This window comes from Pseudomonas sp. P5_B3 (assembly GCF_056400405.1).
This window is the reverse complement of sequence record NZ_JBFULI010000018.1, coordinates 20,805-40,269: the sequence shown is the minus strand read 5'-3', so window position 1 is coordinate 40,269 and position 19,465 is coordinate 20,805. Positions and strand designations below refer to the sequence as shown.

The window sequence follows — 19,465 nt, the reverse complement described above, 5'->3', positions numbered from 1 at the left end:
GTTCTCCTAGGCTACGCACGCTGCCCCGGCCGAGTTGTTCACCAGGCTTTCAAGGGTGGTGCGATCCAATAGTTCGGTGTCCAATTTGATGTAAATGGCCGCTTCATCAGCGACTATCACTGCATCTGTTACCCCTACGACCGCCTTCAGGCGCTCGACCAGACCCGCTTCGCGGATCGCCTCGGGCGACAACGGCAAGCGCAGGCTTGTCACGTAGGGAGGTTCTCGCATGGTAACAGCAAAGGCCAGCCAGAGGGCAGCCAGACCGGCGCATCCGAGGAACACAACCGACAGACCGCCATGCTGGAACAGCCAGCCGCCGAGGATGCCCCCCAGTGCCGAGCCCAGGAACTGGCTGGTGGAATAAACCCCCATCGCCGTACCCTTGCCGCCCGCCGGTGAAACCTTGCTGATCAGCGATGGCAACGAAGCTTCCAGCAGATTGAATGCGGTGAAGAACACCACCGTACCGATCACCAGAGCCCGCAAGCTATCGCCGAACTGCCAGAAGAATAGCTCAGTGAGCATCAGCGTCACGACGGCGCCGAGTAAAACTCGTTTCATTTTGCGTTTCTTCTCGCCGTAGATAATGAACGGGATCATGGCGAAGAAAGAAATCAGCAGCGCGGTCAGGTACACCCACCAGTGCTGCTCTTTGGGCAGCCCGGCCTTCTCGACCAGCGCCAGTGGCAAGGCGACGAAGCTGGACATCAACATCGCGTGCAAGACAAAAATGCCGAGGTCCAGGCGCAGCAGGTCCGGATGCTTGAGGGTCGGGATCAGCGCCTGGCGCGCGACACCGGACTCGCGATGCTGCAACGGGCTGGTGGAGCGCGGCACCATGAACATCACGATCACGATGCCGAACAACGCCATGCCGCCCGTGGCAAGGAACAGCCCGGACAGCCCGAAGGCGCGGGTCAGCAGCGGGCCGACCACCATGGCCACCGCAAACGACAGGCCGATGGTCATGCCGATCATGGCCATGGCCTTGGTCCGGTGCTGCTCGCGGGTCAGGTCCGACAGCAAGGCCATGACCGCCGCGGAAATCGCCCCGGCGCCCTGCAGGATTCGCCCGGCAATCACACCCCAGATCGAATCGGCATTGGCTGCCAGCAGACTGCCGAGGGCAAACACGATCAGGCCCAGGTAAATCACCGGGCGGCGACCGATGCGGTCGGAAATGAAACCGAAAGGAATCTGGAAAACCGCCTGGGTCAGCCCATAAGCGCCAATCGCCAGGCCAATCAGGGCCGGAGTAGCCCCGGCCAGATCCATCCCATAGGTCGCCAGAACCGGCAACACCATGAACATGCCAAGCATACGGAAGGCGAACACCAGGGCCAGACCGCTTGCTGCGCGGGTCTCGCTGCCACTCATGCGCTCGCTGTGGGGATCGTGCATGGAAAAACCTCATGTTAACCGGCGGCGATTCTACCAGTCCCTTCGATTGGCAGGGTATATCGCGACGCTTTGACGCGCATTGCTGACACACTCTTCATGTAAGACAGTAGCCCACTCGTTTGATAGTGTGCATCCATCCAGTATTTGGCCGTATACTCCTACGTTTTCGACGCCCGCCAAGCGAGGCCACCTTGGACAAGATCCTGATTCGTGGGGCTCGAACCCACAACCTGAAGAACATCGACCTGACCCTGCCACGGGACAAGCTGATCGTCATCACCGGCCTGTCCGGCTCCGGAAAGTCGTCCCTGGCGTTCGACACCCTGTACGCCGAAGGTCAGCGCCGCTACGTCGAATCGCTGTCGGCCTACGCCCGGCAGTTCCTGTCGATGATGGAAAAACCCGATGTCGACACCATCGAAGGCCTGTCGCCGGCGATCTCCATCGAGCAGAAGTCCACCTCGCACAACCCGCGCTCGACGGTCGGCACCATTACCGAAATCTACGACTACCTGCGTCTGCTTTATGCACGCGTGGGTATTCCCCGTTGCCCGGATCACGATATCCCGCTGGAAGCGCAGACCGTCAGCCAGATGGTCGACCTGGTCCTCGCCGAACCGGAGGGCAGCAAACTGATGCTGTTGGCGCCGGTCATCCGCGAGCGCAAAGGCGAGCACCTGTCGGTTTTCGAAGAGCTGCGCGCCCAAGGGTTCGTCCGCGCCCGAATCAACGGCAAGCTCTACGAGCTGGACGAAGCACCCAAGCTCGACAAGCAGAAAAAACATACCATTGATGTCGTGGTCGACCGCTTCAAGGTTCGCGCCGACCTGCAACAACGCCTGGCGGAATCCTTCGAGACCGCGCTGAAACTGGCGGACGGCATCGCCCTGGTGGCCCCGATGGACGACGAGCCGGGTGAAGAGATGATCTTCTCCGCACGCTTCGCCTGCCCGATCTGTGGTCACGCCATCAGCGAGCTTGAGCCAAAACTGTTCTCCTTCAACAACCCGGCGGGCGCTTGCCCGACCTGTGATGGTTTGGGAGTAAAGCAGTTCTTCGACATCAAGCGCCTGGTCAATGGCGAACTGACCCTGGCCGAAGGGGCGATTCGTGGCTGGGATCGGCGCAACGTCTATTACTTCCAGATGCTCGGGTCGCTGGCGGCCCACTATAAATTCAGCCTTGAAGTGCCGTTCAACGAATTGGCCGCTGACCAGCAGAAAAATATCCTGCACGGCAGCGGTTCGCAAAACGTCGACTTCAAATACCTGAACGACCGTGGCGATATCGTCAAACGCTCGCATCCGTTCGAAGGCATCGTGCCGAACCTGGAGCGACGCTACCGCGAGACCGAATCGGCATCGGTGCGCGAAGAGCTGGCCAAGTTCCTCAGCACCCAGTCGTGCCCGGATTGCCGCGGCACCCGCCTGCGGCGTGAGGCGCGGCACGTGTGGGTCGGCGAGAAAACCCTGCCGGCAGTGACCAACCTGCCTATCGGTGATGCGTCCGATTATTTTGGCGGGCTCAAGCTCACCGGAAGGCGTGGGGAAATTGCCGACAAGATCCTCAAGGAAATCCGCGAACGCCTGCAGTTCCTGGTCAACGTCGGTCTCGACTATCTGTCGCTGGATCGCAGCGCGGACACCTTGTCCGGTGGTGAGGCCCAGCGTATTCGTCTGGCCAGCCAGATTGGTGCCGGCCTGGTGGGCGTCCTGTACATCCTAGACGAGCCCTCCATCGGCCTGCATCAGCGCGATAACGACCGGCTACTGGGCACCCTCAAGCATCTGCGTGATATCGGTAACACGGTGATCGTGGTCGAGCACGACGAAGACGCCATTCGTCTGGCCGACTACGTGGTGGACATCGGCCCGGGCGCGGGTGTGCATGGCGGGCATATCGTCGCCGAAGGCACGCCGGCCGAGGTCATGGCGCATCCGGACTCGCTGACCGGCAAATACCTGTCGGGCCGGGTGAAGATCGAAGTCCCGGCCAAGCGCACACCACGCAACAAGAAGCTGACGCTGGCGCTCAAGGGCGCGCGTGGCAACAACCTGCGCAATGTCGACCTGGAGATTCCGATCGGCCTGCTGACCTGTGTGACCGGCGTGTCCGGCTCCGGCAAGTCGACGCTGATCAACAACACGCTGTTCCCTTTGAGCGCTACAGCGCTGAATGGCGCCACTACCCTTGAAGCGGCCGTCCACGACAGCATCAAGGGCCTTGAGCACCTGGACAAGGTCGTCGACATCGACCAGAGCCCGATCGGCCGTACACCGCGCTCCAACCCGGCGACCTACACCGGATTGTTCACGCCGATCCGCGAGTTGTTCGCCGGCGTACCGGAGTCCCGCTCCCGGGGCTACGGGCCGGGGCGCTTCTCCTTCAACGTCAAGGGCGGCCGCTGCGAGGCTTGTCAGGGCGACGGCTTGATCAAGGTGGAGATGCACTTCCTGCCGGACATCTACGTGCCGTGCGACGTGTGCAAGAGCAAGCGTTACAACCGCGAAACCCTGGAGATCAAGTACAAGGGCAAGAACATCCACGAAACCCTCGAGATGACCATCGAGGAAGCACGGGAGTTCTTCGATGCTGTACCGGCCCTGGCGCGCAAGCTGCAAACGTTGATGGACGTCGGCCTGTCGTACATCAAGCTGGGGCAATCGGCGACCACACTCTCCGGTGGTGAAGCCCAACGGGTGAAACTCTCCCGCGAGCTGTCCAAGCGCGATACCGGCAAGACCCTGTACATCCTCGATGAACCGACCACCGGGCTGCACTTCGCGGATATCCAGCAACTGCTGGACGTGCTGCATCGCCTGCGCGACCACGGCAACACCGTGGTGGTGATCGAACACAACCTGGACGTGATCAAGACCGCTGACTGGCTGGTGGACCTGGGTCCGGAGGGTGGTTCCAAGGGCGGTCAGATCATTGCCGTCGGCACGCCGGAGGAAGTGTCCGAGATGAAGCAATCCCACACCGGTTACTACCTCAAACCGCTGCTGGAGCGTGATCGGGCTTAACCTGGCCCCACGAAAAAGCCCCTGTCACTTCATCAGTGACAGGGGCTTTTTTGTATCCGCTGAATCAGGCGTGGGATTGCAGGTAGTTCTCAAGCCCGATCAACTTGATCAGACCCAACTGCTTCTCGAGCCAGTAGGTGTGATCTTCTTCTGTGTCATGCAATTGAACCCGCAGCATTTCGCGGCTGACATAGTCCTTGTGCTGCTCGCAGAGCGTGATGCCCTTGCACAGCGCAGCCCGCACCTTGTACTCCAGGCGCAAATCCGCTTCGAGCATCTCTGTCACCGTGGTGCCGACATCGAGATCGTCCGGACGCATGCGCGGCGTGCCTTCGAGCATCAGAATCCGGCGCATCAGGGCATCGGCGTGCCCTGCTTCCTCTTCCATTTCGTGGTTGATTCGTTCGTAGAGCTTGGCGAAACCCCAGTCCTCATACATCCGCGAGTGGACGAAATATTGATCACGCGCGGCCAGTTCGCCGGTCAGCAACGTGTTGAGGTAATCGATCACATCTGGGTGGCCTTGCATCGCCCTACATCTCCCTGCCTGAAAGTTGTAGTTTGAACCAACATGCCCTTATCGTCACTCGCAAGACGCAATAAAAGCGAAGATATTCTGAGAAAAGCGGCTGAAATAACGCAAAAAACCGCCCAAACAAGGGCGGTTCTGCTTCTCATTTAGACTTCGTTAAGCTGTACGTTGAGTAGCTTTGCGATTGCTTCTCCATACGCCGGGTCAGCCTTGTAGAAATGTTGCAGCTGGCGATCAACCACATCACTCGACACACCCGCCATCGCACCGGCAATGTTGCTGACCAGCAGCGATTTCTGCTCTTCAGTCATCAAGCGGAACAACGCACCGGCATGACTGTAGTAATCCGTGTCTTCACGGTGGTCGTAACGATCGGCGGCACCACTGAGGGCCAACGCTGGCTCTGCGTAACGAGGCGCCTGCTTCGGCGACTCGACGTAGCTGTTCGGCTCGTAGTTCGGCGCTRCACCGCCATTGCCGCCAAAAGCCATCGAACCATCGCGCTGGTAAGTGTTGACCGGACTGCGCGCAGCGTTGACGGGCAACTGCTGGTGATTGGTGCCGACACGGTAGCGATGAGCGTCCGCGTAGGCGAAGACCCGACCTTGCAGCATACGATCCGGCGACAGACCAACTCCCGGCACCATATTGCTGGGACCGAACGCCGCTTGCTCGACTTCCGCGAAGTAGTTCTGCGGGTTGCGATTGAGCTCCAGCACTCCGACTTCAATCAGTGGAAACTCTTTCTGCGACCAGGTTTTGGTGACATCAAACGGGTTCTCGTAGTGCGTCGCCGCCTGAGCCTCGCTCATGATCTGAATGCACACGCGCCATTTCGGGAAATCACCCTGCTCGATGGCATTGAACAAGTCGCGCTGGGCGTAATCCGGATCGGTACCCGCCAGGCGCGCCGCCTCGGCAGGAGCGAGGTTCTTGATCCCTTGTTGGGTCTTGTAGTGCCACTTCACCCAGTGACGCTCACCTTGAGCGTTGATAAGGCTGTAAGTGTGGCTGCCGAAGCCGTGCATGTGGCGGTATCCGTCAGGGATACCCCGGTCGGAGAACAGGATGGTGACCTGATGCAGCGCCTCGGGCGAATGCGACCAGAAATCCCACATCATCTGGGCACTCTTCAGGTTGCTTTGCGGTAAACGCTTCTGGGTGTGGATAAAGTCCGGAAACTTCAGTGGATCGCGAATGAAAAACACGGGGGTGTTGTTGCCAACGATGTCCCAGTTGCCTTCCTCGGTGTAAAACTTCAAGGCAAAGCCGCGCGGATCACGCTCGGTATCGGCCGAACCACGCTCACCGCCCACGGTGGAAAACCGCAGGAAAGTGGGGGTTTGCTTGCCGACCGCCTCAAACAGCTTCGCGCTGGTGTATTGAGTGATATCGCGCGTGACGGTGAACGTACCGTAGGCCCCCGAGCCTTTGGCGTGCACACGGCGCTCAGGGATGTTTTCACGGTTGAAGTGGGCAAGCTTCTCGATCAGGTGAAAGTCGTCGAGCAGCAACGGGCCACGAGGGCCGGCGGAACGGGAATTCTGGTTATCGGCAACAGGAGCGCCACTGGCGGTGGTAAGCGTTTTGTTTTGGCTCATGCGATCTTCCTTCCTCTGTCGGTCTTGAACTGCCGGCTATCGGCTGAGAGGGAGTATTGGTCATCAATATGACAGCTACAAATTCATTAATTTGCAGACATCGATAGAGAAAAACTAATGATCATCCCCATCACATAATGACGATGCAGACGAAGGAGACGCTTGTACAAACGGCGCGTTTCTTACAGACACAAAAAACCGGGCACTAGGCCCGGTTCCTTGTTTCAGACTGACGTCTTACTCGGCAGATACAGCTTCGCCAGCAGTAGCACGATCAACCAACTCGACGTACGCCATAGGCGCGTTGTCGCCAGCGCGGAAACCGCACTTGAGGATGCGCAGGTAGCCACCCTCACGGGTAGCGTAACGCTTGCCCAGGTCGTTGAAGAGCTTACCAACGATAGCTTTCGAACGAGTACGGTCGAAAGCCAGGCGGCGGTTAGCAACGCTATCTATCTTGGCCAAAGTGATCAGCGGCTCGGCAACGCGGCGCAGTTCTTTGGCTTTTGGCAGAGTAGTTTTGATCAGCTCGTGCTCGAACAGCGACACCGCCATGTTTTGGAACATGGCCTTGCGGTGCGAGCTGGTGCGGCTCAGGTGACGACCACTTTTACGATGACGCATGGTTCATTCCTTACCAAACACTACGTTCGGTGATTACGACGATCAGGCAGTCGCCTTGTCGTCCTTCTTAAGACTTGCAGGCGGCCAGTTGTCGAGGCGCATGCCGAGGGACAGACCGCGGGAGGCCAGAACGTCCTTGATTTCAGTCAAGGATTTCTTGCCCAGGTTCGGAGTCTTCAACAGCTCTACTTCGGTACGCTGAATCAGGTCGCCGATGTAGTAGATGTTTTCCGCCTTAAGGCAGTTAGCCGAACGTACAGTCAGTTCCAGATCGTCAACCGGGCGAAGCAGGATCGGATCGATCTCGTCTTCCTGCTCGACAACCACTGGCTCACTGTCACCCTTGAGGTCGACGAACGCAGCCAACTGCTGTTGCAGGATGGTTGCAGCGCGGCGAATTGCCTCTTCAGGATCCAGAGTACCGTTGGTTTCCAGATCAATAACCAGCTTGTCCAGGTTAGTACGCTGCTCGACACGGGCGTTTTCCACCACGTATGCGATACGGCGAACCGGGCTGAACGAAGAGTCAAGCTGCAAGCGACCGATGCTGCGGCTTTCGTCTTCATCGCTCTGACGCGAGTCTGCCGGTTCATAACCACGACCACGAGCTACTACGAGCTTCATGTTCAGGGCGCCGTTAGACGCCAGGTTAGCGATTACGTGATCGGGATTAACGATCTCGACATCATGATCCAGCTGAATATCGGCAGCGGTAACCACCCCCGAACCCTTCTTCGACAAGGTCAGCGTAACTTCGTCACGACCGTGCAGCTTGATAGCCAGACCTTTAAGGTTCAACAGGATTTCAATGACGTCTTCCTGTACACCTTCGATGGCGCTGTACTCGTGGAGCACACCGTCAATCTCGGCCTCGACTACTGCACAGCCGGGCATTGAGGACAACAGGATGCGGCGCAGCGCGTTGCCCAGGGTATGGCCAAAGCCACGCTCGAGAGGCTCGAGAGTGATCTTGGCGCGGGTTGGACTGACAACCTGCACATCAATGTGGCGGGGTGTCAGGAACTCATTTACCGAAATCTGCATGGATGCACCTATTTTCTAGCCCTTACTTGGAGTAGAGCTCGACAATCAGGCTTTCGTTGATGTCGGCGGACAGATCACTGCGAGCAGGAACGTTCTTGAAAACGCCCGACTTCTTCTCAGTGTCTACTTCTACCCATTCTACGCGGCCACGTTGGGCACACAGATCGAGAGCTTGGACAATGCGAAGTTGATTTTTTGCTTTCTCGCGAACAGCGACCACGTCACCAGCACGAACCTGGTAGGACGGAACGTTAACGGTCTGACCGTTTACGCTGATCGACTTGTGCGATACCAGCTGACGGGATTCGGCACGAGTCGAACCAAAGCCCATACGGTATACAACGTTGTCCAGACGGCATTCGAGCAGTTGCAGCAGGTTTTCACCGGTTGCACCTTTCTTGCCAGCAGCTTCTTTGTAGTAGYCGCTGAATTGACGCTCGAGAACGCCGTAGATACGACGGACCTTCTGCTTTTCACGCAGTTGGGTGCCGTAGTCGGACTGGCGACCGCGGCGTTGGCCGTGGATACCAGGTGCTGCTTCAATGTTGCACTTCGATTCGATCGCGCGCACGCCGCTCTTCAGGAAGAGATCGGTGCCTTCGCGACGAGCGAGTTTGCATTTTGGACCAATGTAACGAGCCATTCTTTACAATCTCCTGGATTACACGCGGCGCTTCTTCGGCGGACGGCACCCGTTGTGCGGGATTGGCGTCACGTCGGTGATGCTGGCGATCTTGTAGCCACAGCCGTTCAAAGCGCGGACTGCGGATTCACGACCTGGACCTGGACCTTTGACGTTGACGTCGAGGTTTTTCAGGCCGTATTCCAGCGCAGCTTGACCAGCACGTTCAGCAGCTACTTGAGCAGCAAACGGGGTGGACTTGCGGGAACCGCGGAAACCCGAACCACCGGAGGTAGCCCAGGAAAGAGCGTTACCTTGACGGTCGGTGATGGTCACGATGGTGTTGTTAAAAGATGCATGGATGTGGGCGATGCCATCAACCACTGTCTTTTTAACTTTTTTACGAGGACGAGCAGCAGGTTTTGCCATGATTAAATTCCTGTCGATTCGCTGGGGCGATTACTTGCGGATCGGCTTACGCGGACCTTTACGGGTACGCGCGTTGGTCTTGGTACGCTGACCGCGCACTGGAAGACCGCGACGATGACGCAGACCGCGATAGCAACCGAGGTCCATCAAGCGCTTGATTTTCATGTTGATTTCGCGACGCAGGTCACCTTCAGTGGTGAACTTCGCCACTTCGCCACGCAGCTGTTCAATTTGCTCGTCGCTCAGATCTTTGATCTTTGCTGCTGGGTTTACCCCAGTCTCTGCACAAATTTTCTGTGCAGTAGTGCGACCAACACCATAGATGTAGGTCAGCGAGATAACAGTATGCTTGTTATCTGGAATGTTAACGCCTGCAATACGGGCCATTCAGTGGGACTCCAATTGACAGCTACCTACGCCCCGGAAGCCAAGAAATAGGGCGCGAGATAATATCGCTGTAATAACAAATAATCAACCCGGTAGCGCACTAGCTACCGGGCTTGAAGCACAATCACACTCAGCCTTGGCGCTGTTTGTGACGCGGTTCCGCGCTGCAAATTACTCGAACAACACCTTCGCGGCGAATAATCTTGCAGTTACGGCACAGCTTTTTCACCGATGCACGAACTTTCATCACCAACTCCTCGAACCTTATGGGTCAGCGCAGCATGCCGCTGCCGTAACCCTTCAGGTTGGCTTTCTTCATCAGGGATTCGTACTGGTGCGAAACGAGGTGCGATTGTACTTGGGACATGAAGTCCATCACAACCACGACGACGATCAGCAACGAGGTCCCGCCRAGGTAGAACGGTACGTTKGCYGCRACCACCAGGAACTGGGGCAACAGGCAGACGGCCGTCATGTAAAGAGCACCGAACATGGTCAAGCGAGTCAGAACGCCATCAATGTAGCGCGCAGACTGCTCACCTGGACGGATGCCCGGAATAAAGGCACCGGACTTCTTCAGGTTTTCCGCTACGTCTTTCGGATTGAACATCAACGCCGTATAGAAGAAGCAGAAGAAAATAATCCCTGCACTAAACAGCAGAATATTCAACGGCTGACCAGGAGCGATCGACTGCGAGATGTCCTGCAACCAGCCCATACCTTCAGACTGACCGAACCAGGCACCCAACGAAGCCGGGAACAGCAAAATGCTGCTCGCGAAAATAGCCGGAATAACACCGGCCATGTTCACCTTCAGCGGCAAGTGGCTGGTCTGCGCGGCAAAGACCTTGCGGCCTTGCTGACGCTTGGCGTAGTGAACAGCAATACGACGCTGACCACGCTCAATGAACACCACGAAACCGATAATCGCTACTGCCAGCAAACCGATGGCAACCAGGGCGAAGATGTTGATATCACCCTGACGCGCAGACTCGAAAGACTGCCCGATCGCTCTCGGAAGACCGGCGACGATACCCGAAAAAATCAACATCGAGATACCGTTGCCAACACCACGCTCAGTAATCTGCTCACCCAGCCACATCATGAACATCGCACCAGCCACAAACGTGGATACCGCGACGAAATGGAAGCCAAAGTCACCAGTGAACGCAACGCCCTGCCCCGCCAGACCAATGGACATGCCAATAGCCTGGACGAGAGCGAGGACGACAGTGCCGTAGCGGGTGTACTGGCTGATCTTGCGACGGCCAGCTTCACCTTCCTTCTTCAACTGCTCCAGCTGCGGGCTGACGGCGGTCATCAGTTGCATGATGATCGATGCCGAGATGTACGGCATGATCCCCAGTGCAAAGATGCTCATCCGTTCCAGCGCGCCGCCGGAAAACATGTTGAACAAGCTAAGAATGGTCCCCTCATTCTGTCGAAACAGGTCCGCGAGTCGGTCCGGGTTGATACCTGGAACCGGGATGTGTGCGCCTATTCGGTAGACGATAATCGCCAGGAACAGAAAACGCAGACGAGCCCAGAGTTCAGACATACCGCCTTTGCCGAGCGCAGAGAGAGCACCTTGCTTAGCCATTTATTCCTCGAACTTGCCGCCAGCTGCTTCGATAGCCGCACGCGCACCTTTGGTGGCGCCGATTCCCTTGCCGATAGTGACAGCGCGAGTCACTTCACCGGACAGCATGATTTTCACACGCTGTACGTTGACGTTGATCACGTTGGCATCTTTCAGGGACTGCACGGTGACGATGTCGCCTTCCACTTTAGCCAGCTCGGACAGACGCACTTCTGCGCGGTCCATGGCTTTCAGGGAAACGAAACCGAACTTCGGCAGGCGACGATGCAGCGGCTGTTGACCGCCTTCAAAGCCTGGAGCAATGGTGCCACCGGAGCGGGAGGTCTGACCTTTGTGACCACGGCCACCAGTCTTACCCAAACCGCTACCGATACCACGGCCCGGACGATGCTTTTCGCGACGGGAACCCGGCGCTGGACTCAGATCATTGAGTTTCATCGATTAACCCTCGACACGCAGCATGTAGTAAGCCTTGTTGATCATCCCGCGATTCTCGGGAGTATCCTGGACTTCTACAGTGTGACCGATGCGACGCAGACCCAGACCCTTAACGCACAGTTTGTGGTTAGGGATGCGGCCGGTCATGCTTTTGATCAGCGTTACTTTTACGGTAGCCATGATCAGAAGATCTCCTTGACGCTTTTGCCACGCTTGGCGGCAATGGATTCAGGAGACTGCATTGCTTTCAAACCCTTGAAAGTGGCGTGAACCACGTTTACCGGGTTAGTCGAGCCGTAGCACTTGGCCAGAACGTTCTGAACGCCAGCAACTTCGAGGACAGCACGCATAGCGCCGCCAGCGATGATACCGGTACCTTCAGAAGCAGGCTGCATGTACACCTTCGAAGCGCCGTGAGCGGACTTCATTGCGTACTGCAGAGTGGTGCCGTTCAGATCAACCTGGATCATGTTGCGGCGAGCAGCTTCCATTGCCTTCTGGATCGCAGCAGGCACTTCACGCGACTTGCCACGGCCGAAGCCAACACGGCCCTTACCATCACCAACCACGGTCAACGCGGTGAAAGTGAAGATACGGCCGCCTTTAACGGTTTTGGCTACGCGGTTAACTTGAACCAGCTTCTCGATGTAGCCTTCGTCGCGCTTTTGGTCGTTATTTGACATAACTTAGAACTCCAGCCCAGCTTCACGAGCAGCATCAGCCAGCGCTTTAACGCGGCCGTGGTACTTGAAGCCAGAGCGGTCGAAAGCCACTTGCGAGACGCCAGCGGCCTTAGCACGCGTAGCGACCAGCTGGCCAACCTTAGTGGCCGCGTCGATGTTGCCGGTGGCACCATCACGCAGTTCTTTATCCAAAGTCGAGGCGCTCGCCAGGACTTTGTTGCCGTCGGCCGAAATGACCTGGGCGTAGATGTGCTGCGAAGAGCGGAACACGCAGAGACGCACGACTTCGAGTTCGTGCATTTTCAGGCGTGCTTTGCGAGCGCGACGCAGTCGAGTAACTTTTTTGTCGGTCATTTGCTATGCCCTACTTCTTCTTGGCTTCTTTACGACGGACGACTTCGTCCGCGTAGCGCACACCTTTGCCTTTGTACGGCTCTGGTGGACGGAAGTCGCGGATCTCGGCGGCCACTTGACCTACCAGCTGCTTGTCGATGCCCTTGATCAGGATATCGGTCTGGCTAGGAGTCTCAGCGGTGATGCCTTCCGGCAGTTCGTAATCCACTGGGTGCGAGAAGCCAAGAGCCAGGTTCAGCACTGTGCCTTTTGCTTGCGCTTTGTAACCAACACCGACCAGCTGGAGCTTGCGCTCGAAGCCTTGGCTTACGCCTTGGACCATGTTGTTTACCAACGCACGAGTGGTACCAGCCATTGCGCGAGTCTGTTGATCGCCATTGCGAGCAGCGAAACGCAGCTCACCAGCTTCTTCAACGATCTCAACGGACGAATGGATGTTCAGTTCAAGAGTACCCTTGGCACCCTTCACCGAAAGCTGTTGGCCTGCGAATTTTACTTCGACACCGGCTGGCAGCTTAACGGGGTTCTTAGCGACGCGAGACATGCTTATCCCCCCTTAGAACACAGTGCAAAGAACTTCGCCGCCGACACCGGCAGCGCGCGCAGCACGATCCGTCATCACACCTTTGTTGGTGGAGACGATAGACACACCGAGACCGCCACGAACTTTTGGCAGATCATCGACGGACTTGTACTGACGCAGGCCTGGACGGCTAACGCGCTTCACTTCTTCGATAACCGGACGGCCTTCGAAGTACTTCAGCTCGATGGACAGCAGTGGTTTGATTTCGCTGCTGATCTGATAACCCGCAATGTAACCTTCGTCCTTCAGGACTTTGGCAACAGCTACCTTCAACGTGGAAGATGGCATGCTTACGACGGACTTTTCAGCCATCTGGGCATTACGGATACGAGTTAGCATGTCCGCTAACGGGTCCTGCATACTCATGGGCTAGACGCTCCTAATACAAAAAAATTAGCCTTGCGGCTATTACGTGTCGCCGAGAATCTCCGAGCATGAAAAACACGGGCTCAGGCGAGCCGGGTATTCTAGACACACCCCAGAAATGAATCAAGCCCCAAAAGGGGCTTGATCCAGATTCAAGGCCACCGGTGGTCAGGATCTTGCGAACCTTTCCACCGAGACTTTGAAAGTACTTACCAGCTGGCTTTAACCAGACCCGGTACGTCACCACGCATGGCAGCTTCACGCAGCTTGTTACGGCCGAGGCCGAACTTGCGGTAAACGCCGTGTGGACGACCGGTCAGGCGGCAGCGGTTACGCATGCGCGAAGCGCTTGCGTCACGTGGCTGCTTCTGCAGGGCTACTGTAGCTTCCCAACGCGCTTCTGGACTTGCGTTCAGATCAACGATGATAGCTTTCAGTGCTGCACGCTTCTTGGCGTACTTGGCAACCGTGAGCTGACGCTTCAGCTCGCGGTTTTTCATGCTCATCTTGGCCATGGTCCTACTCCAATCAGTTGCGGAACGGGAATTTGAACGCACGCAGCAGAGCGCGGCCTTCATCATCGTTCTTGGCAGTGGTGGTCAGGGTGATGTCCAGACCGCGGAGAGCATCGATCTTGTCGTAGTCGATTTCCGGGAAGATGATCTGCTCTTTCACGCCCATGCTGTAGTTACCACGACCATCGAAGGACTTGGCATTCAGGCCGCGGAAGTCGCGAACCCGAGGCAGGGAGATCGACAGCAGACGATCCAGGAACTCGTACATACGCTCACGGCGCAGGGTCACTTTGACGCCGATCGGCCAACCTTCACGGACTTTAAAGCCAGCGATGGATTTGCGAGCGTAGGTCACAACGACTTTCTGGCCGGTGATCTTTTCCAGGTCAGCAACAGCGTGCTCGATGACTTTTTTGTCGCCGATCGCTTCGCCCAGACCCATGTTCAGGGTGATTTTGGTAACGCGCGGAACTTCCATCACGTTCGAAAGCTTAAGTTCTTCCTTAAGTTTCGGAGCAATTTCCTTCCGGTAAATCTCTTTTAGTCGTGCCATGGTCTCATCTACCTAGCAGTGTTCAAGCATCAACCGCTTTTTGGGTCGACTTGAAGACACGAATTTTCTTGCCGTCTTCTACTTTGAAACCAACGCGGTCAGCCTTGTTGGTTTCGCCGTTGAAAATGGCGACGTTAGAAGCATCCAGTGGAGCTTCTTTTTCGACGATACCGCCCTGCACGCCCGACATCGGGTTAGGCTTGGTATGACGCTTGACCAGGTTCAGACCACCAATAACCAAACGGTTGTTAGCGAGAACCTTAAGCACCTTACCGCGCTTACCTTTGTCTTTGCCGGCGATCACGATGATCTCGTCGTCACGACGAATCTTTTGCATGTCGGATCTCCTTACAGCACTTCTGGGGCGAGCGAGACGATCTTCATGAACTTCTCAGTACGAAGTTCACGGGTCACTGGCCCAAAGATACGGGTGCCGATCGGCTCTTGCTTGTTGTTCAGAAGAACAGCAGCGTTGCCATCAAAGCGGATAATGGAGCCATCAGCACGACGTACGCCGTGACGAGTGCGGACTACAACAGCAGTCATCACTTGGCCTTTTTTCACTTTACCGCGAGGAATTGCTTCCTTGACGGTAACTTTGATGATGTCACCGATACCAGCGTAACGACGATGGGAGCCACCCAGCACCTTGATGCACATAACGCGGCGAGCGCCGCTGTTATCGGCCACATCGAGCATGGATTGAGTCTGAATCATATAATTTCTCCGACCCCTAGTCCTTAGACTTCCACAGCGCGTTCGAGAACATCAACCAGCGCCCAAGACTTGGTCTTGGCCAAAGGACGAGTTTCACGAATAGTGACTTTGTCGCCGATGTGGCACTGATTGGTTTCGTCGTGCGCGTGCAGCTTAGTCGAACGCTTAACGTATTTACCGTAGATCGGGTGCTTAACGCGACGCTCGATCAGAACGGTGATGGTTTTGTCCATCTTGTCGCTGACAACACGGCCAGTCAGCGTACGGACAGTTTTTTCGGCTTCAGCCATGATTACTTACCTGCCTGCTGGTTGAGCACAGTCTTCACGCGAGCGATGTCACGCTTAACTTGCGAGAGCAGATGAGACTGCCCCAACTGGCCAGTTGCTTTCTGCATACGCAGATTGAACTGGTCGCGCAGCAAGCCGAGCAGTTGCTCGTTCAGCTGCTGTGCGGATTTTTCACGAAGTTCATTCGCTTTCATCACATCACCGTCCGTTTAACAAAGGAGGTGGCGAGCGGCAGCTTTGCAGCAGCCAGGGCGAAAGCCTCACGCGCCAGCTCTTCAGAAACACCCTCGATTTCATACAGGACTTTGCCTGGCTGAATCTGGGCAACCCAGTATTCGACGTTACCCTTACCTTTACCCATCCGAACTTCGAGTGGCTTCTTGGAAATAGGCTTGTCCGGGAATACACGGATCCAGATCTTGCCGCCACGTTTTACGTGACGGGTCAGAGCACGACGCGCTGACTCGATCTGACGAGCGGTGAGACGACCACGAGCAACAGACTTCAGCGCGAACTCGCCGAAGCTGACTTTGCTACCGCGCAATGCCAGGCCACGGTTGTGACCAGTCATTTGCTTGCGGAACTTCGTACGCTTTGGTTGCAACATTTGGCGTACCCCTTACTTAGCAGCTTTTTTACGAGGCGCTGGTGCTTGTGGTTTCAGTTCTTCTTGGCGACCACCAATTACTTCGCCTTTGAAGATCCAAACCTTTACACCGATCACACCGTAGGTGGTGTGAGCTTCGTAGTTGGCATAGTCGATGTCGGCACGCAGGGTGTGCAATGGCACACGACCTTCGCGATACCATTCAGTACGTGCGATTTCAGCACCGCCGAGACGACCGCTCACTTGGATTTTGATGCCTTTGGCACCAATGCGCATGGCGTTCTGTACGGCGCGCTTCATAGCACGACGGAACATTACGCGACGCTCCAGCTGCTGAGCTACGCTCTGCGCAACCAGCATACCGTCGAGTTCCGGCTTGCGGATCTCTTCGATATTGATGTGCACAGGCACACCCATTTGCTTGGTCAGGTCCTGACGCAGTTTCTCAACATCTTCACCTTTCTTCCCGATAACGATACCTGGACGAGCGGTGTGGATGGTGATACGTGCAGTTTGGGCCGGACGATGGATATCGATACGGCTTACGGACGCGCTTTTTAGTTTGTCTTGGAGATACTCACGCACCTTCAGATCTGCGAGCAAATAGTCCGCATAAGTCCGACCGTCTGCGTACCAGACGGAGGTGTGCTCCTTGACGATTCCCAGGCGAATGCCAATGGGATGTACTTTCTGACCCATCTCTTCGACTCCGTTACTTGTCAGCAACCTTGACAGTGATATGGCAAGACCGCTTGACGATGCGATCAGCACGGCCTTTGGCACGTGGCATGATGCGCTTCAGCGAACGCCCTTCGTTGACGAAAACAGTGCTGACCTTCAGGTCATCAACGTCTGCGCCTTCGTTATGCTCGGCGTTGGCTACGGCCGACTCMAGCACTTTCTTCATGATCTCGGCGGCTTTCTTACTGCTGAAAGCCAACAGGTTGAGCGCTTCGCCCACCTTCTTCCCGCGGATCTGGTCGGCGACCAAGCGGGCTTTCTGGGCGGAGATTCGAGCGCCCGACAACTTAGCGGCTACTTCCATTTCCTAACCCCTTAACGCTTGGCTTTCTTGTCTGCCACGTGCCCGCGATAAGTGCGGGTACCGGCGAACTCGCCCAGTTTGTGGCCGACCATGTCTTCGTTCACGAGAACTGGGACGTGCTGACGACCGTTGTGTACTGCGATGGTCAGACCGACCATTTGTGGCAGGATCATCGAACGACGCGACCAGGTTTTCACCGGTTTGCGATCGTTCTTTTCCGCCGCCACTTCGATCTTCTTCAGTAGGTGAAGATCGATAAAAGGACCTTTTTTCAGAGAACGTGGCACTGTCGTATCCCTCTATTTACTTGCGACGACGGACGATCATTTTGTCGGTACGCTTATTACCACGAGTCTTCGCGCCCTTAGTCGGGAAGCCCCATGGCGATACCGGATGACGACCACCAGAGGTACGACCTTCACCACCACCATGTGGGTGGTCAACCGGGTTCATGGCAACACCACGAACGGTTGGGCGAACGCCACGCCAGCGTTTGGCACCAGCTTTACCCAGCGAACGCAGGCTGTGCTCGGAGTTCGAGACTTCGCCCAGGGTCGCACGGCATTCAGCCAGGACTTTACGCATTTCACCGGAACGCAGACGCAGGGTCACGTAAACGCCTTCACGAGCGATCAGCTGAGCCGAAGCACCAGCGGAACGAGCGATCTGTGCGCCTTTACCCGGCTTCAGTTCGATGCCGTGTACGGTGGAACCGACTGGAATGTTGCGCAGTTGCAGAGCGTTGCCTGGCTTGATTGGAGCCAGTGCGCCTGCGATCAGCTGGTCGCCAGCACTCACGCCTTTAGGGGCGATGATGTAGCGGCGCTCGCCGTCTGCGTAGCACAGCAGTGCGATGTGAGCAGTACGGTTTGGATCGTATTCGATACGCTCGACAGTGGCGACGATGCCATCTTTGTCGTTGCGACGGAAATCGACCATACGATAATGCTGCTTATGACCACCACCGATATGACGGGTAGTAATACGGCCATTGTTGTTACGACCACCAGTCTTCGATTTTTTCTCGAGCAGCGGTGCGTGAGGAGCGCCTTTATGCAGCTCCTGATTGACCACCTTGACCACAAAACGGCGGCCAGGGGAAGTCGGTTTGCATTTAACGATTGCCATGATGCACCCCTTCCTTACTCAGCACTGCTGCTGAAATCGAGATCTTGGCCTGGCTGAAGGGAGATAACTGCCTTCTTCCAGTCATTACGCTTGCCCAGACCGCGAGCAGTGCGCTTGCTCTTACCCAGAACATTCAGGGTAGTAACACGCTCTACTTTCACGCTGAACAGGCTTTCGACGGCCTTCTTGATTTCCAGCTTGGTTGCGTCGGTCGCAACCTTGAAAACGAACTGGCCTTTCTTGTCTGCCAGAACCGTAGCCTTCTCGGAAACGTGCGGGCCAAGCAGAACTTTAAATACGCGTTCCTGGTTCATCCCAGCAGCTCCTCGAATTTCTTCACGGCCGACACGGTGATCAACACCTTGTCGTATGCGATCAGACTAACTGGATCGGAACCTTGCACGTCACGTACATCTACGTGTGGCAGGTTACGAGCAGCCAGGTACAGGTTCTGATCAACAGCGTCCGACACGATCAGAACGTCGGTCAGGCTCATGTTGTTCAGCTTGCCCAGCAGGTCTTTGGTTTTCGGCGTTTCAACGGCGAAATCCTGAACCACGACCAGACGATCAGTACGCACCAGCTCAGCAAGGATGGAACGCATTGCTGCGCGATACATCTTCTTGTTCAGCTTCTGGGAGTGATCCTGTGGACGAGCTGCGAAAGTGGTACCGCCGCCACGCCAGATTGGGCTACGGATAGTACCGGCACGAGCACGGCCAGTACCTTTCTGACGCCATGGGCGCTTGCCGCCACCACGAACGTCGGAACGGGTCTTTTGCTGCTTGGAACCCTGACGGCCGCCAGCCATGTAGGCCACGACTGCTTGGTGAACCAGCGTCTCGTTGAACTCGCCGCCAAATGTCAGTTCGGAAACTTCGATCGCTTGAGCGTCATTTACATTTAATTGCATGTCA

At 56.4% G+C, this 19,465-nt stretch carries 30 protein-coding genes; 1 reads left to right on the top strand and 29 read right to left on the bottom strand.

Going from position 1 to position 19,465, the window contains the following annotated elements; translation table 11 throughout:
* Positions 1-6: 6 nt before the first annotated feature.
* A complete protein-coding gene (locus tag AC1DRN_RS13135) occupies positions 7-1,404 on the bottom strand; it encodes an MFS transporter (RefSeq protein WP_223461671.1) in 1,398 nt (465 codons plus the stop codon).
* 191 nt (positions 1,405-1,595) lie between these two features.
* Between AC1DRN_RS13135 and uvrA the strand changes: the two genes are divergently transcribed.
* Complete coding sequence (gene uvrA / locus AC1DRN_RS13130) at positions 1,596-4,430, top strand: excinuclease ABC subunit UvrA (RefSeq protein WP_223461669.1); 2,835 nt, start codon at positions 1,596-1,598, stop codon at positions 4,428-4,430.
* Positions 4,431-4,494: 64 nt separating this feature from the next.
* Here uvrA and bfr read toward each other — a convergent pair whose 3' ends face one another.
* The 28 genes from bfr to rplD all read right to left on the bottom strand — a co-directional run bounded on the left by bfr (position 4,495) and on the right by rplD (position 19,461).
* Complete coding sequence (gene bfr, locus AC1DRN_RS13125) at positions 4,495-4,959, bottom strand: bacterioferritin (RefSeq protein ID WP_223461667.1); 465 nt, start codon at positions 4,957-4,959, stop codon at positions 4,495-4,497.
* Between the two features lie 149 nt (positions 4,960-5,108).
* Positions 5,109-6,563, bottom strand: coding sequence for a catalase (locus tag AC1DRN_RS13120; protein ID WP_477786727.1), 1,455 nt, complete (start codon positions 6,561-6,563; stop codon positions 5,109-5,111).
* 237 nt (positions 6,564-6,800) lie between these two features.
* Positions 6,801-7,187, bottom strand: a complete 387-nt coding sequence (gene rplQ, locus AC1DRN_RS13115) for a 50S ribosomal protein L17 (protein ID WP_046041617.1) — start codon at positions 7,185-7,187, stop codon at positions 6,801-6,803.
* A gap of 42 nt (positions 7,188-7,229) precedes the next feature.
* Positions 7,230-8,231, bottom strand: coding sequence for a DNA-directed RNA polymerase subunit alpha (locus AC1DRN_RS13110; RefSeq protein WP_007970428.1), 1,002 nt, complete (start codon positions 8,229-8,231; stop codon positions 7,230-7,232).
* Positions 8,232-8,253: 22 nt separating this feature from the next.
* Positions 8,254-8,874 (bottom strand): 30S ribosomal protein S4, encoded by a 621-nt coding sequence (gene rpsD, locus AC1DRN_RS13105; protein ID WP_477786726.1) that lies wholly within the window; start codon positions 8,872-8,874, stop codon positions 8,254-8,256.
* 18 nt (positions 8,875-8,892) lie between these two features.
* The gene (rpsK, locus tag AC1DRN_RS13100) at positions 8,893-9,282 is read right to left on the bottom strand and encodes a 30S ribosomal protein S11 (protein WP_002555466.1); all 390 of its coding nucleotides are present in this window, start codon (positions 9,280-9,282) and stop codon (positions 8,893-8,895) included.
* Positions 9,283-9,312: 30 nt separating this feature from the next.
* On the bottom strand, positions 9,313-9,669 hold the full coding sequence (rpsM, locus tag AC1DRN_RS13095) for a 30S ribosomal protein S13 (RefSeq protein WP_009045849.1): 357 nt from the start codon (positions 9,667-9,669) through the stop codon (positions 9,313-9,315).
* Between the two features lie 130 nt (positions 9,670-9,799).
* Positions 9,800-9,916 (bottom strand): 50S ribosomal protein L36, encoded by a 117-nt coding sequence (rpmJ, locus tag AC1DRN_RS13090; protein WP_002555468.1) that lies wholly within the window; start codon positions 9,914-9,916, stop codon positions 9,800-9,802.
* Positions 9,917-9,940: 24 nt separating this feature from the next.
* Positions 9,941-11,269: a preprotein translocase subunit SecY gene (gene secY, locus AC1DRN_RS13085; protein WP_003228718.1), complete on the bottom strand. Its 1,329-nt coding sequence runs from the start codon at positions 11,267-11,269 to the stop codon at positions 9,941-9,943.
* Positions 11,270-11,707, bottom strand: coding sequence for a 50S ribosomal protein L15 (rplO, locus tag AC1DRN_RS13080; RefSeq protein ID WP_003228720.1), 438 nt, complete (start codon positions 11,705-11,707; stop codon positions 11,270-11,272).
* A gap of 3 nt (positions 11,708-11,710) precedes the next feature.
* Positions 11,711-11,887 (bottom strand): 50S ribosomal protein L30, encoded by a 177-nt coding sequence (gene rpmD / locus AC1DRN_RS13075; RefSeq protein WP_003176408.1) that lies wholly within the window; start codon positions 11,885-11,887, stop codon positions 11,711-11,713.
* A gap of 2 nt (positions 11,888-11,889) precedes the next feature.
* A complete protein-coding gene (gene rpsE, locus AC1DRN_RS13070; RefSeq protein ID WP_003186035.1) occupies positions 11,890-12,390 on the bottom strand; it encodes a 30S ribosomal protein S5 in 501 nt (166 codons plus the stop codon).
* Between the two features lie 3 nt (positions 12,391-12,393).
* The gene (gene rplR, locus AC1DRN_RS13065) at positions 12,394-12,744 is read right to left on the bottom strand and encodes a 50S ribosomal protein L18 (protein ID WP_003186037.1); all 351 of its coding nucleotides are present in this window, start codon (positions 12,742-12,744) and stop codon (positions 12,394-12,396) included.
* Between the two features lie 10 nt (positions 12,745-12,754).
* The gene (rplF, locus tag AC1DRN_RS13060) at positions 12,755-13,288 is read right to left on the bottom strand and encodes a 50S ribosomal protein L6 (RefSeq protein WP_003176412.1); all 534 of its coding nucleotides are present in this window, start codon (positions 13,286-13,288) and stop codon (positions 12,755-12,757) included.
* A gap of 12 nt (positions 13,289-13,300) precedes the next feature.
* Positions 13,301-13,693: a 30S ribosomal protein S8 gene (rpsH, locus tag AC1DRN_RS13055; protein WP_003186040.1), complete on the bottom strand. Its 393-nt coding sequence runs from the start codon at positions 13,691-13,693 to the stop codon at positions 13,301-13,303.
* A gap of 209 nt (positions 13,694-13,902) precedes the next feature.
* Positions 13,903-14,208, bottom strand: coding sequence for a 30S ribosomal protein S14 (gene rpsN / locus AC1DRN_RS13050; RefSeq protein WP_003176414.1), 306 nt, complete (start codon positions 14,206-14,208; stop codon positions 13,903-13,905).
* 13 nt (positions 14,209-14,221) lie between these two features.
* The gene (rplE, locus tag AC1DRN_RS13045; protein ID WP_003210069.1) at positions 14,222-14,761 is read right to left on the bottom strand and encodes a 50S ribosomal protein L5; all 540 of its coding nucleotides are present in this window, start codon (positions 14,759-14,761) and stop codon (positions 14,222-14,224) included.
* A gap of 22 nt (positions 14,762-14,783) precedes the next feature.
* Complete coding sequence (rplX, locus tag AC1DRN_RS13040; RefSeq protein WP_003176416.1) at positions 14,784-15,098, bottom strand: 50S ribosomal protein L24; 315 nt, start codon at positions 15,096-15,098, stop codon at positions 14,784-14,786.
* Between the two features lie 11 nt (positions 15,099-15,109).
* Positions 15,110-15,478, bottom strand: a complete 369-nt coding sequence (gene rplN / locus AC1DRN_RS13035) for a 50S ribosomal protein L14 (protein ID WP_002555479.1) — start codon at positions 15,476-15,478, stop codon at positions 15,110-15,112.
* Between the two features lie 23 nt (positions 15,479-15,501).
* The gene (gene rpsQ / locus AC1DRN_RS13030) at positions 15,502-15,768 is read right to left on the bottom strand and encodes a 30S ribosomal protein S17 (protein WP_003176419.1); all 267 of its coding nucleotides are present in this window, start codon (positions 15,766-15,768) and stop codon (positions 15,502-15,504) included.
* A gap of 2 nt (positions 15,769-15,770) precedes the next feature.
* On the bottom strand, positions 15,771-15,962 hold the full coding sequence (gene rpmC / locus AC1DRN_RS13025; protein WP_002555481.1) for a 50S ribosomal protein L29: 192 nt from the start codon (positions 15,960-15,962) through the stop codon (positions 15,771-15,773).
* On the bottom strand, positions 15,962-16,375 hold the full coding sequence (rplP, locus tag AC1DRN_RS13020) for a 50S ribosomal protein L16 (protein ID WP_003228729.1): 414 nt from the start codon (positions 16,373-16,375) through the stop codon (positions 15,962-15,964). The genes rpmC and rplP overlap by 1 nt, the downstream gene beginning before the upstream one ends.
* Before the next feature lie 12 nt (positions 16,376-16,387).
* Positions 16,388-17,074 (bottom strand): 30S ribosomal protein S3, encoded by a 687-nt coding sequence (rpsC, locus tag AC1DRN_RS13015; RefSeq protein ID WP_008065719.1) that lies wholly within the window; start codon positions 17,072-17,074, stop codon positions 16,388-16,390.
* A 13-nt stretch (positions 17,075-17,087) separates the two neighbouring features.
* Positions 17,088-17,420 (bottom strand): 50S ribosomal protein L22, encoded by a 333-nt coding sequence (gene rplV / locus AC1DRN_RS13010; protein ID WP_003103908.1) that lies wholly within the window; start codon positions 17,418-17,420, stop codon positions 17,088-17,090.
* A gap of 11 nt (positions 17,421-17,431) precedes the next feature.
* A complete protein-coding gene (gene rpsS, locus AC1DRN_RS13005; RefSeq protein ID WP_002555486.1) occupies positions 17,432-17,707 on the bottom strand; it encodes a 30S ribosomal protein S19 in 276 nt (91 codons plus the stop codon).
* Positions 17,708-17,723: 16 nt separating this feature from the next.
* On the bottom strand, positions 17,724-18,548 hold the full coding sequence (rplB, locus tag AC1DRN_RS13000) for a 50S ribosomal protein L2 (protein WP_003228734.1): 825 nt from the start codon (positions 18,546-18,548) through the stop codon (positions 17,724-17,726).
* Between the two features lie 14 nt (positions 18,549-18,562).
* Entirely contained in the window at positions 18,563-18,862 is a 300-nt protein-coding gene (gene rplW / locus AC1DRN_RS12995; protein ID WP_002555488.1) for a 50S ribosomal protein L23, read from the bottom strand.
* A complete protein-coding gene (rplD, locus tag AC1DRN_RS12990; RefSeq protein WP_003228735.1) occupies positions 18,859-19,461 on the bottom strand; it encodes a 50S ribosomal protein L4 in 603 nt (200 codons plus the stop codon). The genes rplW and rplD overlap by 4 nt, the downstream gene beginning before the upstream one ends.
* Between the last annotated feature and the right edge of the window lie 4 nt (positions 19,462-19,465).

Bases quoted from the DNA above. Each gene is read 5' to 3' on its own strand.
- AC1DRN_RS13135 (WP_223461671.1), bottom strand. From the start codon at position 1,404: ATGCACGATCCCCACAGCGAGCGCATGAGTGGCAGCGAGACCCGCGCA.
- bfr (WP_223461667.1), bottom strand. From the start codon at position 4,959: ATGCAAGGCCACCCAGATGTGATCGATTACCTCAACACGTTGCTGACC.
- rplQ (WP_046041617.1), bottom strand. From the start codon at position 7,187: ATGCGTCATCGTAAAAGTGGTCGTCACCTGAGCCGCACCAGCTCGCAC.
- AC1DRN_RS13110 (WP_007970428.1), bottom strand. From the start codon at position 8,231: ATGCAGATTTCGGTAAATGAGTTCCTGACACCCCGCCACATTGATGTG.
- rpsK (WP_002555466.1), bottom strand. From the start codon at position 9,282: ATGGCAAAACCTGCTGCTCGTCCTCGTAAAAAAGTTAAAAAGACAGTG.
- rpsM (WP_009045849.1), bottom strand. From the start codon at position 9,669: ATGGCCCGTATTGCAGGCGTTAACATTCCAGATAACAAGCATACTGTT.
- rpmJ (WP_002555468.1), bottom strand. From the start codon at position 9,916: ATGAAAGTTCGTGCATCGGTGAAAAAGCTGTGCCGTAACTGCAAGATT.
- rplO (WP_003228720.1), bottom strand. From the start codon at position 11,707: ATGAAACTCAATGATCTGAGTCCAGCGCCGGGTTCCCGTCGCGAAAAG.
- rpmD (WP_003176408.1), bottom strand. From the start codon at position 11,887: ATGGCTACCGTAAAAGTAACGCTGATCAAAAGCATGACCGGCCGCATC.
- rpsE (WP_003186035.1), bottom strand. From the start codon at position 12,390: ATGTCAAATAACGACCAAAAGCGCGACGAAGGCTACATCGAGAAGCTG.
- rplR (WP_003186037.1), bottom strand. From the start codon at position 12,744: ATGACCGACAAAAAAGTTACTCGACTGCGTCGCGCTCGCAAAGCACGC.
- rplF (WP_003176412.1), bottom strand. From the start codon at position 13,288: ATGTCTCGCGTCGCTAAGAACCCCGTTAAGCTGCCAGCCGGTGTCGAA.
- rpsH (WP_003186040.1), bottom strand. From the start codon at position 13,693: ATGAGTATGCAGGACCCGTTAGCGGACATGCTAACTCGTATCCGTAAT.
- rpsN (WP_003176414.1), bottom strand. From the start codon at position 14,208: ATGGCCAAGATGAGCATGAAAAACCGCGAGCTGAAGCGTCAGCTCACG.
- rplE (WP_003210069.1), bottom strand. From the start codon at position 14,761: ATGGCACGACTAAAAGAGATTTACCGGAAGGAAATTGCTCCGAAACTT.
- rplX (WP_003176416.1), bottom strand. From the start codon at position 15,098: ATGCAAAAGATTCGTCGTGACGACGAGATCATCGTGATCGCCGGCAAA.
- rplN (WP_002555479.1), bottom strand. From the start codon at position 15,478: ATGATTCAGACTCAATCCATGCTCGATGTGGCCGATAACAGCGGCGCT.
- rpsQ (WP_003176419.1), bottom strand. From the start codon at position 15,768: ATGGCTGAAGCCGAAAAAACTGTCCGTACGCTGACTGGCCGTGTTGTC.
- rpmC (WP_002555481.1), bottom strand. From the start codon at position 15,962: ATGAAAGCGAATGAACTTCGTGAAAAATCCGCACAGCAGCTGAACGAG.
- rplP (WP_003228729.1), bottom strand. From the start codon at position 16,375: ATGTTGCAACCAAAGCGTACGAAGTTCCGCAAGCAAATGACTGGTCAC.
- rpsC (WP_008065719.1), bottom strand. From the start codon at position 17,074: ATGGGTCAGAAAGTACATCCCATTGGCATTCGCCTGGGAATCGTCAAG.
- rplB (WP_003228734.1), bottom strand. From the start codon at position 18,548: ATGGCAATCGTTAAATGCAAACCGACTTCCCCTGGCCGCCGTTTTGTG.
- rplW (WP_002555488.1), bottom strand. From the start codon at position 18,862: ATGAACCAGGAACGCGTATTTAAAGTTCTGCTTGGCCCGCACGTTTCC.
- rplD (WP_003228735.1), bottom strand. From the start codon at position 19,461: ATGCAATTAAATGTAAATGACGCTCAAGCGATCGAAGTTTCCGAACTG.